Genomic DNA, 12,936 nt, shown 5'->3' on the forward strand with positions numbered 1-12,936 from the left:
GACCTTATATGAATATAGATCAGTCAAAAATTCCACAAGCGACAGCCAAACGTTTGCCGCTATACTACCGTTTTTTAAAAAATCTGCATGCATCAGGAAAACAAAGGGTGTCATCAGCAGAGCTTAGTGATGCAGTCAAAGTGGATTCTGCTACCATTCGCCGAGATTTTTCGTACTTTGGTGCACTTGGGAAGAAAGGGTACGGCTATAATGTCGATTATCTCTTGACCTTCTTCAGAAAGACCCTTGACCAAGATGAAATGACCAATGTCATGCTCATCGGTGTCGGGAATTTAGGGACTGCTTTTTTACACTATAATTTCATAAAAAATAATAATACAAAAATTTCAATGGCTTTTGACGTCAATGAGAGTAAAATAGGAAGTGAGATAGGCGGCGTGCCTGTCTATGATTTGGATAAGCTTGAAGAGCATGTTCAAGAGGTAGGAGATATCCCTGTTGCAATTTTGACAGTACCTGCCGTAGCAGCTCAATCCATTACAGATCGTTTGATTGCCCTTGGCATCAAAGGAATCCTTAACTTTACGCCGGCTCGATTGAATGTGCCGGAACACATTCGAATTCATCATATAGATTTGGCGGTTGAACTTCAGTCTCTTGTGTATTTCTTAAAGCATTACTCTGTTACGCAGGAGGACTGACGAAAAGGGGTAAAGGGGGTGGAGCAAATGGGTCCGATCGGTCCTGGGAGTTTGATTCTGATTGCGATTGTAGCGCTCATTATTTTTGGGCCGAAAAAGCTTCCTGAATTAGGAAGAGCAGCAGGAGATACATTACGTGAATTCAAAAATGCCACAAAAGGCTTAGCTGATGATCAGGAAGAAAAAAAGAAAAAAGAAGATCAGTAGAATAGGATGAGCTTCATGAATGTCAAAGATATGCCGCTTATGGAGCATATTGTGGAACTGCGAAAACGCCTAGTGATCATTGCGATGTTTTTTGTCGCCTTTATGGTGGCTGGTTTTTTTCTCGCTAAGCCGGTCATTGTGTATTTACAAAATACCGATGAAGCGGCAACACTGACGCTGAACGCATTTAAGCTTACAGATCCACTGTACGTGTTTATGCAGTTCGCATTTGTCATTGCTTTGGTTTTGACGTGTCCCGTTATTTTATATCAGCTGTGGGCGTTTGTGAGTCCTGGCTTATATGAAAAAGAAAGAAAGGTGACACTTGCTTACATTCCGATTGCACTGCTTTTATTTTTGAGCGGTGTGGCTTTCTCTTACTTTATTTTATTTCCGTTTGTCGTCGATTTTATGATGCGAATGTCGAATGATTTAAATGTAGAGCAAGTCATTGGGATTCATGAGTATTTTACATTTCTAATGCAGCTAACACTTCCATTTGGCTTTTTGTTTCAGATGCCCGTCGTGTTGATGTTTCTCACCAGACTCGGCATCATCACACCGATGTTTTTATCAAAAATACGGAAGTATGCCTATTTTGTCCTCCTTGTCATTGCCGCACTCATTACACCGCCAGAGCTTGTTTCTCACCTCATGGTCACCTTGCCAATGCTCGTTTTATACGAAGTGAGCATTATCATTTCAAGAGTGACCTATCGCAAAATGCAGCAAACAGAGGAGAAAGAAAAACATTATGTTTCATAAAAAAGCATCATGATCCAATAAGGGATCACGATGCTTTTTCTATTGTGTAAGAAATTGATTGATCGTGTGAAAGAGGTGCTCATAATAGGCAGGCTCATGCGGGACAAAATTATGAATACCCACTTCTATGCTTTCCTCACGTCGTTCTCCGTTTGCATCAACTATAAAGCCCTCGATACGAATTCTTTCACATGATCCTGTTAAAAGCTGCTGTACATCAAGCAGCTTTGCTCTGTACAGACCAGCGACTTCTTCTTTCTGTAGATGAACTTCCATATGCTTTTCTTCATTCATATAAAGATACACATGGCAGAACTCACGGTCAATGAAAGAAGGCAGGTGAATTTCATCTTTTATGATTCCTGTATAAGTAAGGTCCTCAAAAGGAATAGAAAGACCAAGTTCTTCTTCTACCTCTCTTAAGCCATCAGAAGGCTGTTCATCTGCGAGAAGGTGACCTGCTGCGGTGATATCAAACAGTGAAGGAAAATCCTTTTTTGCAGGACTCCTTAGCTGAAAATAGAGATACACGGTGCCAAGCTCCTTTTTAAGAAGCCAGAAATGAAATGTTTCATGCCAAAGACCTTGGGCGTGGACATCTGAACGAGCGGCAGCTCCAATGGTTTCATGCTGATCATTGAAGAAACGAAGTTTTTCATGTTCCATGAAGTTACATCCTCCATAAAAAAACCATTTTCCAAACGCGGAAAATGGTTTTTAATTTATTTTTGTTGCTGTTTTTTGAGTTTGACAGAGAAGGCAAACATTTTAAGCGCGATATTGATATTATAGGCCGCAAACACCATCAGCAAAATGCTGTAAAATGACCACATGTCACCTGGGTTTTGAATGGCCATATAGGTGAAAGCGACACCTACGGCAAAATAAATGATGCCCCATACGACTGGGTTTCTCATGAGAAAAAGCCTCCAATAATCATTTGCATGGTTTGAGATTGTTCTTCAATCATTTTTTTCACTGGCTCAATCTGCACAAGAACGACAAGTGAATTCATCAGCATATGAGCGCCGATTGGAACAATGATTCGTTTTGTTTTCGCATATAAAAAGGCAAAGGTAAAGCCCATTGCGGTATAGAGTAAGATATGGGGAAAATCATTGTGTACAGCAGCGAAAACCACTGAACTGGCAAGTGCTCCAATGAAGAAATTCGTTTTTTCATAAATCACACCAAAGATGATTTTACGGAAAATGATTTCCTCTAAGATTGGACCAATCAGGGCGATGACGATCACAAGCCAAGGAACGGCATCCATAATGGATAAAATAGTTTGCGTATTTTCTGACTCACGGCCAATTCCGAATGCATATTGTTCAATCGCCCCCGCAATCGATTGTGCAAAGAGAGAAAGAAAGAAACCGCCAATGATCCATGCGATAGCAGAACCGATTGAAGCAGGCGCTTCATTTCGCAGTGAAGCTTTTGGGACGGTTCGAAGGATGAGCAGAATAATGATCAATCCGATACAGAAACTGATGATTGTCCACGTTCCTGATAATTTTGAAAGCTCTGTTTGAGTCATCGGTGTTTGAATGAATCCCAGCCATTTCATTATGAGAAAATAAGGAAACGCAGATACCTGTACCAATATATACGTTAAGATGATGTACCAATATTGTTTTTTCAAGTAACGAAAACCCCTTTACTAAAAGAACTAAATTTATTGTAACATAAGTCTTCTTTTTCGATGAAAAGGAAAGAATCTGAGATTCAAAAAGATCGTGAAAGCGTAAAAATTTTTAAAGGTTTTCACTTGAAATTGCAGAAGACATTCTTTATTATAATAAATGTGTTAGCACTCGCTGGTGATGAGTGCTAAAAAAGACTACATATAAAAATTGAGGAGGTTGTTTCTTATGTTAAAGCCATTAGGCGATCGCGTAATCATTGAACTCGTTGAATCTGAGGAAAAAACCGCTAGCGGTATTGTTTTACCGGATTCTGCAAAAGAAAAACCGCAAGAAGGTAAAATTGTTGCAGCAGGTTCAGGGCGTGTACTTGAAAGTGGTGAGCGCGTTGCGTTAGAAGTAAGCACAGGCGACCGCATTATCTTCTCAAAATATGCAGGCACTGAAGTGAAATATGAAGGAAAAGAATATTTAATCCTTCGTGAGAGCGACATTTTAGCTGTTATTGGTTAATCACATAAAAAAGCATTGAGATATATTTTCTAAAAAGACTGAGGAGGTTTCGTTATTATGGCAAAAGATATTAAGTTCAGTGAAGAAGCACGTCGTGCGATGTTACGTGGTGTAGATGCACTTGCAGATGCTGTAAAAGTAACTTTAGGACCAAAAGGACGTAACGTGGTTCTTGAGAAAAAATTCGGTTCTCCACTTATCACAAATGATGGTGTAACGATTGCAAAAGAAATCGAATTAGAAGATGCATTTGAAAACATGGGTGCAAAACTTGTGGCTGAAGTTGCAAGCAAAACAAACGACGTAGCTGGTGACGGTACAACGACTGCAACAGTTCTAGCTCAAGCGATGATCCGTGAAGGTCTTAAAAACGTAACAGCTGGTGCAAATCCTGTTGGCGTTCGTAAAGGGATCGAAGAAGCAGTAAAAGTAGCACTTGAAGGCTTGCACGAGATTTCTAAACCAATCGAAGGTAAAGAATCAATTGCTCAAGTTGCGGCTATTTCTGCAGCAGACGAAGAAGTCGGCAGCCTAATCGCTGAAGCGATGGAGCGCGTTGGCAACGACGGAGTTATCACAATTGAAGAATCTAAAGGTTTCACAACTGAGCTAGAAGTGGTTGAAGGTATGCAGTTTGACCGCGGATATGCTTCACCATACATGGTGACAGATTCTGATAAGATGGAAGCAGTTCTTGAAAATCCTTACATCTTAATCACAGATAAAAAGATCACAAACATTCAAGAAATCCTTCCTGTACTAGAGCAAGTTGTACAACAAGGAAAACCATTATTGCTTATTGCTGAAGATGTAGAAGGCGAAGCACTTGCAACTCTTGTTGTGAACAAACTTCGTGGTACATTCAACGCAGTAGCAGTAAAAGCACCTGGATTCGGTGATCGTCGTAAAGCAATGCTTGAAGACATCTCTGTTCTAACTGGCGGAGAATTAATCACAGAAGATCTAGGACTTGACCTGAAATCAACTGAAATCGGTCAGCTTGGCCGCGCGTCTAAAGTCGTTGTGACAAAAGAAAACACAACAATCGTTGAAGGTTCAGGAGATTCTGCTCAAATCGCAGCACGTGTGAACCAAATCCGTGCACAAGTAGAAGAAACAACTTCTGAATTCGATAAAGAAAAATTACAAGAACGTCTTGCAAAACTAGCTGGCGGCGTCGCTGTCATCAAAGTTGGTGCTGCAACTGAAACAGAACTAAAAGAGCGTAAACTACGCATCGAGGATGCACTGAACTCAACTCGCGCAGCAGTTGAAGAAGGTATCGTATCCGGTGGTGGTACAGCACTTGTGAATGTATACAACAAAGTCGCTTCAATTGAAGCTGATGGTGACGTTCAAACAGGTGTAAACATCGTTCTACGTTCTCTTGAAGAGCCAATTCGTCAAATTGCTCATAACGCAGGTCTTGAAGGATCCGTTATCGTTGAGCGCTTGAAAAACGAAGAAATTGGCGTAGGCTTCAACGCAGCAACAAACGAATGGGTAAACATGATCGAAAAAGGAATCGTTGACCCAACAAAAGTAACTCGCTCTGCACTTCAAAACGCAGCTTCTGTAGCAGCAATGCTTCTAACAACTGAAGCAGTCGTAGCTGACAAACCAGAAGAAGGCGGCTCAGGCGGCGGAATGCCAGATATGGGCGGCATGGGTGGAATGGGCGGAATGATGTAACACCCTCGAAAACCCCTTGAAATATAGGGGTTTTTGTTATGTCTTCATGATTTTGATCACATGCAATAAAAAGTACCAAGGATGATGAATTGAAACCCTTACTGCTTCTCAATCGTTAAAATAAGAGCAAGTGATTTCATGGGTCTTTACCCGACACGGTATTTTAAAAAGAAAAGCGGTGATCATATGGGCTTCACTACGTGGGTGGCGATTATTGTTGCACTGGCTGTCGTGTTTGGATTGTTTGGATCGAAGAAGCGTGATAAATAAGGAAAGAGTTGAAAACCCACTTCGAATTAAGGAGTGGGTTTTTGTTGCAAATACAACTTTTATCAGTTATATTAGCTATAGTTAATTGTTGTAAATACAACAAAAGGAGTTGAAATACATGAAAGAAATATTGCGGGAGATCGGTGTGATAGCTCGCGCGCTTGATTCCATAAGTAATATTGAATTTAAAGAGTACGATTTAACGAAGGGGCAGTATTTGTATCTTGTGCGTATTTGTGAGGAGCCTGGTATCATTCAGGAAAAGCTGGCGGAAATGATTAAAGTGGATCGAACTACGGCGGCTCGGGCTATCAAAAAATTAGAACTGAATGGGTTTATTGAGAAAAAAGATGATCGTGTGAATAAAAAAATCAAAAAGCTGTTTCCAACTGAAAAAGGGGAAGCGGTCTACCCAATGATTAAACGAGAACATGATTATTCGAATCAAGTGGCGCTGGATGGGTTTTCTAAGGAAGAAGCGGAACAGATTTATGAGTATCTTCTCAGGGTGCGAAAGAATATAGAAAAGGACTGGGAAGGTGTGAAAAAAGGGATAAAGAGAGACTACTAATTAATAAGGAGGGACGACTTTATGACCGTCACTTTCATTCGGTGCAATGAACAACATGTAAAGGAGCTTCAGAAAATTGGAACCGATACATTTAAAGAAACCTTTCTGGATCAAAACAAAGTGGAACATATCGAAGCGTACGTGAAGACAGCTTTTCACCTAAACCAGCTGTTAAAGGAATTACAGCACCCTTCTTCACAGTTTTATTTTGTTCAAGTGAATGGGGAAGTAGCTGGTTATTTGAAGATCAATATGGATGATGCCCAATCAGAAGAGATGGGGAGTGAAGCGTTAGAGATTGAAAGAATTTATATCAAGCAATCCTTTCAAAAGCAAGGATTAGGCAGATATTTAATCGATCAAGCCATTGAAATTGCGAAAAATCATCATAAACGGGATGTTTGGCTTGGGGTGTGGGAGCACAATAGTGCGGCCATCGCTTTCTATCAAAAGCTTGGGTTTGTTCGAACAGGGGTGCACGCCTTTCTCATGGGGGACGAAGAGCAAATGGATTTCATTATGACCAAAACATTGAGCTGATCAAAAAGGAGGAAGGGTACATGCATATCCCATCATTTTTTCGAGTGAAAGATATGGAGAAAATCAAATCATTTATTCAATCTCATTCATTTGCTACAGTTGTGACGACAATGAATGAAAAGCCCATTGCGACACATATTCCAGTGAGTTTTCATCAAGTTGGAGATTCGTATGTGATCTCGGGGCATATGGCGATTGGGAATCCTCAATGGAAAACCTTTGAAGAAAATGAAAAGGTGCTCGTCATCTTTCAAGGGCCGCATGCCTACATATCTTCTTCATGGTATGAAAAAGAAGCAGTACCAACATGGAATTATCAGGCTGTTCATGTTTATGGAAAGGCGGAACTGCTTGAAAAATCGGAACTGGTTAAGGAATTAACCACAATGCTGGAGACATACGAAAGTCACAGAGAACAGCCGGTGCTATGGGAGACGTTGTCTGAGGAACTGTTAGAGAAGCAAATGAAAGGCATTGTAGGCTTTAAGATCATCATTGATGAAGTTCAGGCTGCTTTTAAATTAAGCCAAAATCGCCACGAAAGGGATTATATCCGCATCATTGAACACCTGGAAGCAGAGGATGAAGTGGAAATGGCTGAGGAGATGAAAAAGAGTTCCATTTAAGAGACTTCTCGAAAGATTAGTTAATAAAAAGAATGAAACGTTACTTATAAACAAAAACACTTTCTTCTAGGAAAGTGTTTTTTAGTGGTGATAAAAAAAGCCCTCATCATTCAAGGGAATGAGTGAAAGTTTATTTTACTTTAACTGTGAATGTCACGTCTTTACTATTCATGTAATCGTCAGTTGTGACATCTCCAAATTTCAGTTTTAATTCTTTGATGTTTTTAATGTTGATCTCTTTGCCTTCAGGAGCTAAGAATTGAATAACACCATCCTGTTTAACGCCACCTTCAACTTCGCCACCAATATCACCGTCAGTCATAAACATATTCGCATCTAATTGCATGCTTCCAGCTACAACTTTTCCTTGATCTGGATAGAAGTTTAGAACTTTATCTGTCGTATTTTCGATATTCATTCCAACATTGATTCTATCCTTCATAATTTTAATCTCGCCAAGGTTTACTTTCATTCCTTGAGCCGTTGTTTTGTGTTTGCTCGCATTTATTTTCTTTGAACCATCGTCTTTTTTGTTTTTTGATTGTGTTTTTGTGCTTGTAGACTCTTTTTCTTTAGATGCACCTGTAGACACATCTTCTGTTGAGCCGCAAGCAGCCAGTGTAAATGTTAGCCCTAAAGCTAAAAATAAAGCATAGAATTTCTTCAAAATGAAAATCCCCTTTTGTTTAATTTATATAAGCGTCTTGTGCTTATACATTGACCATGACTATTATAATAGGATAAAAGCACTTTCGAATCAACAAAAAATGATAAAAATAGAAAATAATTGTTTTTAAGTGTTTTTTTATAAACCAGTTAGCTTAAAATTACATAAAATCCACTTCTTGTGACTTAAAACGAACTTGAATTTCCTTATAATAGAATTATTATAAGGGATTGGGAGTGATTGAGATGGATGGTTCGTCAATCAAGACGGTAAATAGAGAGGATCAACATGAATTCTTGTTTCTGAATATATCTTCAAATACAGTTGGGGCTCTTTCAAAGGAATCTGCTGAGAGGATTCTATGGGGGCGGGATACCGATGAAATACACCAATTGATGTATGTTCCTATTGAAAATTATGAAGACCTCAAATGGCTGATTCATTCTTTGCATAAAGCCATCATGGATGAAAAAGATGTACGTGTCGTTCTTGAATTGGCTGATCTACTCTATTTCTTTGTTGTCCCTGCTTACAAAGAAGAATTGATGAGCAAGGAAGATTTGTCACACATGGTGAATGATATATTATTTATGTTGGATCTTTGGACAGATGAAAACATAATAGAGTTAGTCAATTCCATTCAATATGAATTACAAATAGTAGAGAGAAAAGGCTTGTAGAGAAATCTCTACAAGCTTTATTCTCTATTCTTATGCAGTTGTGTTATTGACGACAGGCTCTTTTCTAAACACGCCCATGCAACCTGCAATGATGATTAATACAGCTGGTAGGATGAAGAACATAGAAATAGAAATAATGCCACCAACAGCAGATACTAATAATAAAATTCCACCAAGCTTTGCTTTTTTCTTTACGATGACAGATGCGACAATGGCAAGAATAGAGAAAAGCATTGCTGCCCAGCCTAATCCCGTAATTTCACTTGTGCCTGAATCGCTAAATGCCGCATCGATTCCTCCGAAAGCAAGAGCGAACATTGCGCCGAAAAATCCGAAAATACCTCCAATTAAACCTAAAACAAATTCTGTCGTTCTTTTCATAATACTTTCCTCCGATATGTAAATAAGAATTATTGGTACTTAAGAACCAACACAATCTTACTAATCGGCATTCTTTTCATAAAGTTAATAGTTTTGTTAAAAAAAACAAGAAAATCCATAAAGGATTTTCTTGTCCAATTATTGGGCTCTTTCCCAAGTGATTTTTGTTTCATTTGTTGTTTTCTTTCCTTTTGCGAGTACCTTACCGTTTTCTTGTTTCACGGTGATGTTTAGGTCATAAAAGGAATAGAGGGCGCCGAGGCTGTCATTTTCCGGTTTATGAAGATTGTTTTCTTTTTCAGTTGATGCTCCAATGGCCAGCGTTTTTGCAAAGTTTAAACCGATGACTTCAGCGTAATCACTATTGGTATCAGAGGAAGCCGTTACGTTTAAAGAAATGACTTTTTTCTTTTGATCAACGGTGATGTCAGTGTCTTTGATGAGTTTAGACTGTTCCATCACTTCTTTCGTTTCCTTTTGAATGCGTTCATTAATCGTTGGAAGTGCCTTAGATTCTGGTTTTTGTTCTTTTGTCGTATTTGAGCAAGCTGCTAGAATGGAGAGACTTGCAACTAGACTCATGAAAACAAGTAGACTTTTTTTCACGTTCGTTCTCCTTTTTTCGTCGAATGTTGTATGTTTATGTTACCACGAATCGTTGTTTTGATTAAAAGAGAAGTGTTGATAAGCTGTGAACAATAAAAAGCACCCAATGGAGGGTGCTTTTTTCTTATTGTGCTGAAAGGCTTGTACTTAATGGGATAGAAGAAATGACGGTGAATTTAGGAGCTGCGGCACCGGATTCTAAATTTTTACGTAAAAGTGACGATTTGATTGACCCGTCCCAATTTTTATAGACACTTCCTGATGTATTTGCACGAAGCTGTACATTCGAAAAGCTTGCTTGTGAATAGCTGTTTGTTCCATTATCCTGTACGCCATGTACCATTTTGACAACATCAAGGTTTTTCAGACGGCTAGGGTTGTAAACAGGCTGCTTATAGCGCAGTTTCCCATTGACATATAGTGACACCGTACCATCACCATTGTTGATGAGCTTTAAGTTGACACGTGCGCCATCTTTAATACTTGTATCGTATTCGCTGTTCCAGTATTTACTGCCGCCTTGTGAGCCGCTGCCTAGAAAAACTTTATAGCCAGAAGACGTTTTTGAAATACCGCTCTCTACTACAGCAGAGCCGAGACCGAGATACCAGTCCGCATAGCCGTTTTTAATGGTGGCTGTTTTCGGAAGGACAATATCAGCAGAGATACCTGACCATTTGGCTTCATCTGTTTGCGTCACAATGGCGCCGTGACGAGGACTAGCCGCTGAGGCAGGAAGACTTGAAAACATCAAAACGAAGGCCAAACTTACAATCAAAACGGTGAAACACTTTTTCATGAAAATTCCCCCTTAAATTTGATTCACTTTTATTATATAAAATGAAAGAGGGGGGCTGCTTACCATGTTCTGACTGTTTATGGTAGTATTTATGAACTTTATCGGTCATAAAGTGGTCAACTTGTATTTGAATTGTAATGTGTCTGTAAAATAACTGGGTTCATCTTCATGTATAATGAGTGCAGAAACCAAAAACGGAGGATTTCTTAATGAATAAAAAGCTTATCACGACAATCGTAACAGTAGCTAGTTTATTTTTAGCATTCAGTTTCTCACATGGAGCAAGTGCAAAAAAAGTAAGCGGCAATATTACTTGGTATAATGGTGTCGGCAAAAAAGGCGCAGATGGAAAAAAACTCGGTCATTGGGATGCAGCAACTAAAATGGGCTTTGACGTACCGAAAAAAGGTACAAAACTAAGAGTGACAACAAAAGCGAAACCACATAAAGTGATTACAGTATATAAATATGATGTAGGCAGAATGCCAAATGCTGTACTAGACGTAAGTCCAAAAGCATTCAAAGCACTTGGGTATAAAACAAGTAAAGGTGTCGTAAAAGGGCATTACACTTATTAATACATAGGCATGCAAAGAAGCGGGAAAAGTTCATTTTCTGGCTTCTTTTCTTGTAGAGAGGGTCTGAAAGGCAATGAAAAAATCAACATGGTGGATCATCACAGTCATTGGCGTCGCAGTGATTGCGGCAGTTATTTTCTTCATGATGAAGCCTGGGCAAGAGGCGAAACATACAGGGAAAGTCAAAACAAATCAAGATGCAAAAGACGAATTGCTCGTTTCATTTACAGATCAAAAGTTAAACAATACTTATTACTTGCATGATCGGGCGCTTCATACGGAGAAACTGACAGCATATCCTTCGATTGCTTATGATTCTACGAAACAAGTTTTATATTACACGTATACGGATGAAGACACGCAAAAGGTGAGTATTCGGGAATTAAATGTGAAATCTGACGAAGAAAAAACACTGTTTACGAGTGACGATTCTATCGACAGTATGAGGCTGTCTGGTGACGGAAAGAAGTTATTTCTAAGGTATAACAAGGATTCTGGAGAGCAATTTTATGTCGCATCTTTTGATTTGAAAACACACAAAATGAAAGAGCTGTATCCGGAAAAAAGCAAGGATGATACGGTGAGTTCATTTGCATATGATCCGACTTCAAATGATTTGGCGATCCAGCATTATTCTTTAAAAGAAGATTATCAAAAAACCGATGAAGCGAATGAAAAGGGCAGAGATCCTGAACCAACAACCATGAAAATCACCCTTCAAACAGGTGAGAAGGGAAAACGCATTGCACGTATCTCACAAACGATCAATGATATTTCATTTTCTCCAGATCATAAGAAATTGATTTATACAGAAGTAAAGGTTCGTAAAGAAAAAGAAATATCCTCGATTAAGTTGCTTGATGTAGAAACTGGAAAAACGACGACACTCGTTAAAAACAGCCAGGATGTTCATATTTTAAGTGCTGCACAGCCGCAATTTTCTACTGACGGGTCGTCTGTTTATTTCTTAGGTGTTGCAAAAAACGCAGAAGAATTAAAGGATGACACCGGACGAAAGGCGAAGGTAAGAACGATTTTTGAATACAATATGAAGAAGAAAACGGTGGAAGCCGCTTGGGAGAAGGATGGCGGAATTGTTAACAATTTCACTGTCAATCGATAAAGGAAACGTTCAGTTATTTATATAACTGGACGTTTTTTTATTTTGTCACTTGAAATGCTGGAGAAATGGTGGATTTATAGATGGAAAATCAATTTTTAAGCAGTGATACGAGGGCTATTTTCATATTTTGCTTATGTGACAGAGGAAAAGAAAAAGAGTAATATGAGTGAACATAAAAAAACGAGAGGACTGATGACATCTCGTTTTCTCTGTTTTATTTGTTTTCATCTAATAAGTTTTGAAAGATAAACAGGGCATTAATGGAGTGAGGGAAGCCAGCAACCTTTGTACAGTGTTTAATAATCTCCATAATCTCTATAACAGAAAGTCCCATATGTAATGCTTGTTCAAAATGAGTCTTTAACTCTTCATCACAATTGCCTTTTGTGATGAGGGAAGATAATGTGCTGATGGCCTTTTGTTTTTCATCTAATATGAAGTGATTGAATTCTTTTTGTTCACTGAGTTCAATGGTTAGTTGTTCAATGTTTGACCGAATGCTCTCGTTTTCATAAATTGAAAGCTTCTCTCTGTTACCTGCCGCTGTTTCTTGTTTGACCTGGCAAGTCTCTTTTTCTTCATTCAAATTGAACTCCTCCGTTTTTTA

General features: G+C 38.9%; 20 protein-coding genes. 12 read left to right on the top strand and 8 right to left on the bottom strand.

The genetic code is table 11. The features are described from left to right. Window positions 1-8 precede the first annotated feature (8 nt). Genes NSU11_RS03060 through tatC form a run of 3 tightly spaced genes read left to right on the top strand, consistent with a single transcriptional unit; the run spans window position 9 to window position 1,634 of the window. Window positions 9-662: a redox-sensing transcriptional repressor Rex gene (locus NSU11_RS03060; RefSeq protein ID WP_008355687.1), complete on the top strand. Its 654-nt coding sequence runs from the start codon at window positions 9-11 to the stop codon at window positions 660-662. Window positions 663-689: 27 nt separating this feature from the next. Next, entirely contained in the window at window positions 690-869 is a 180-nt protein-coding gene (locus NSU11_RS03065; protein ID WP_008355689.1) for a twin-arginine translocase TatA/TatE family subunit, read from the top strand. Between the two features lie 6 nt (window positions 870-875). Beyond that, a complete protein-coding gene (tatC, locus tag NSU11_RS03070) occupies window positions 876-1,634 on the top strand; it encodes a twin-arginine translocase subunit TatC (protein WP_098676753.1) in 759 nt (252 codons plus the stop codon). 39 nt (window positions 1,635-1,673) lie between these two features. Here tatC and NSU11_RS03075 read toward each other — a convergent pair whose 3' ends face one another. From NSU11_RS03075 to NSU11_RS03085, 3 genes are read right to left on the bottom strand one after another with little or no spacing between them, the layout of a single operon-like run. Further along, entirely contained in the window at window positions 1,674-2,300 is a 627-nt protein-coding gene (locus NSU11_RS03075; RefSeq protein ID WP_311165074.1) for an NUDIX domain-containing protein, read from the bottom strand. A gap of 56 nt (window positions 2,301-2,356) precedes the next feature. Further along, a complete protein-coding gene (locus NSU11_RS03080; protein ID WP_003213897.1) occupies window positions 2,357-2,551 on the bottom strand; it encodes a YdiK family protein in 195 nt (64 codons plus the stop codon). After that, window positions 2,548-3,282, bottom strand: coding sequence for a CPBP family intramembrane glutamic endopeptidase (locus NSU11_RS03085; protein ID WP_311165076.1), 735 nt, complete (start codon window positions 3,280-3,282; stop codon window positions 2,548-2,550). Before NSU11_RS03085 ends, NSU11_RS03080 begins: the two co-directional genes overlap by 4 nt. A 229-nt stretch (window positions 3,283-3,511) precedes the next feature. Here NSU11_RS03085 and groES point away from each other — a divergent pair, with 229 nt between their 5' ends. From groES to NSU11_RS03115, 6 genes are all read left to right on the top strand, one after another. After that, window positions 3,512-3,796, top strand: coding sequence for a co-chaperone GroES (gene groES / locus NSU11_RS03090; protein WP_024426730.1), 285 nt, complete (start codon window positions 3,512-3,514; stop codon window positions 3,794-3,796). 57 nt (window positions 3,797-3,853) lie between these two features. Further along, a complete protein-coding gene (gene groL / locus NSU11_RS03095) occupies window positions 3,854-5,488 on the top strand; it encodes a chaperonin GroEL (RefSeq protein ID WP_024424467.1) in 1,635 nt (544 codons plus the stop codon). Window positions 5,489-5,626: 138 nt separating this feature from the next. Continuing rightward, window positions 5,627-5,758: a hypothetical protein gene (locus tag NSU11_RS03100; protein ID WP_254968466.1), complete on the top strand. Its 132-nt coding sequence runs from the start codon at window positions 5,627-5,629 to the stop codon at window positions 5,756-5,758. A gap of 118 nt (window positions 5,759-5,876) precedes the next feature. After that, complete coding sequence (locus NSU11_RS03105) at window positions 5,877-6,329, top strand: MarR family transcriptional regulator (protein ID WP_073204057.1); 453 nt, start codon at window positions 5,877-5,879, stop codon at window positions 6,327-6,329. Between the two features lie 21 nt (window positions 6,330-6,350). Further along, a complete protein-coding gene (locus tag NSU11_RS03110; RefSeq protein WP_197202854.1) occupies window positions 6,351-6,869 on the top strand; it encodes a GNAT family N-acetyltransferase in 519 nt (172 codons plus the stop codon). 20 nt (window positions 6,870-6,889) lie between these two features. Beyond that, window positions 6,890-7,495: an FMN-binding negative transcriptional regulator gene (locus NSU11_RS03115; RefSeq protein WP_024424472.1), complete on the top strand. Its 606-nt coding sequence runs from the start codon at window positions 6,890-6,892 to the stop codon at window positions 7,493-7,495. 130 nt (window positions 7,496-7,625) lie between these two features. Here the strand turns inward: NSU11_RS03115 and NSU11_RS03120 are convergent, their stop codons facing one another. After that, window positions 7,626-8,162 carry a hypothetical protein gene (locus tag NSU11_RS03120; protein WP_024424473.1) on the bottom strand — a complete coding sequence of 179 codons (537 nt, stop codon included), beginning with the start codon at window positions 8,160-8,162 and terminating at the stop codon, window positions 7,626-7,628. A 236-nt stretch (window positions 8,163-8,398) separates the two neighbouring features. Between NSU11_RS03120 and NSU11_RS03125 the strand changes: the two genes are divergently transcribed. Continuing rightward, complete coding sequence (locus NSU11_RS03125) at window positions 8,399-8,842, top strand: hypothetical protein (protein WP_197172050.1); 444 nt, start codon at window positions 8,399-8,401, stop codon at window positions 8,840-8,842. A 30-nt stretch (window positions 8,843-8,872) separates the two neighbouring features. Here the strand turns inward: NSU11_RS03125 and NSU11_RS03130 are convergent, their stop codons facing one another. From NSU11_RS03130 to NSU11_RS03140, 3 genes are all read right to left on the bottom strand, one after another. After that, entirely contained in the window at window positions 8,873-9,223 is a 351-nt protein-coding gene (locus NSU11_RS03130; RefSeq protein ID WP_024424475.1) for a DUF4064 domain-containing protein, read from the bottom strand. 138 nt (window positions 9,224-9,361) lie between these two features. Next, on the bottom strand, window positions 9,362-9,829 hold the full coding sequence (locus NSU11_RS03135) for a hypothetical protein (protein WP_024424476.1): 468 nt from the start codon (window positions 9,827-9,829) through the stop codon (window positions 9,362-9,364). 124 nt (window positions 9,830-9,953) lie between these two features. Next, window positions 9,954-10,628 (bottom strand): hypothetical protein, encoded by a 675-nt coding sequence (locus NSU11_RS03140; RefSeq protein ID WP_024424477.1) that lies wholly within the window; start codon window positions 10,626-10,628, stop codon window positions 9,954-9,956. 209 nt (window positions 10,629-10,837) lie between these two features. On the opposite strand from NSU11_RS03140, the gene NSU11_RS03145 reads away from it, so the two are divergent. Continuing rightward, entirely contained in the window at window positions 10,838-11,206 is a 369-nt protein-coding gene (locus NSU11_RS03145; protein WP_024424478.1) for an RlpA-like double-psi beta-barrel domain-containing protein, read from the top strand. 73 nt (window positions 11,207-11,279) lie between these two features. Then, window positions 11,280-12,329 carry a hypothetical protein gene (locus NSU11_RS03150; RefSeq protein ID WP_208945848.1) on the top strand — a complete coding sequence of 350 codons (1,050 nt, stop codon included), beginning with the start codon at window positions 11,280-11,282 and terminating at the stop codon, window positions 12,327-12,329. 214 nt (window positions 12,330-12,543) lie between these two features. On the opposite strand, the gene NSU11_RS03155 is transcribed toward NSU11_RS03150, so the two are convergent. Further along, window positions 12,544-12,915, bottom strand: coding sequence for a carboxymuconolactone decarboxylase family protein (locus NSU11_RS03155; protein ID WP_270125905.1), 372 nt, complete (start codon window positions 12,913-12,915; stop codon window positions 12,544-12,546). Window positions 12,916-12,936 lie beyond the last annotated feature (21 nt).

It is taken from the genome of Bacillus sp. FSL R5-0712 (assembly GCF_038593285.1).
Taxonomy (GTDB): domain Bacteria; phylum Bacillota; class Bacilli; order Bacillales; family Bacillaceae; genus Bacillus; species Bacillus safensis.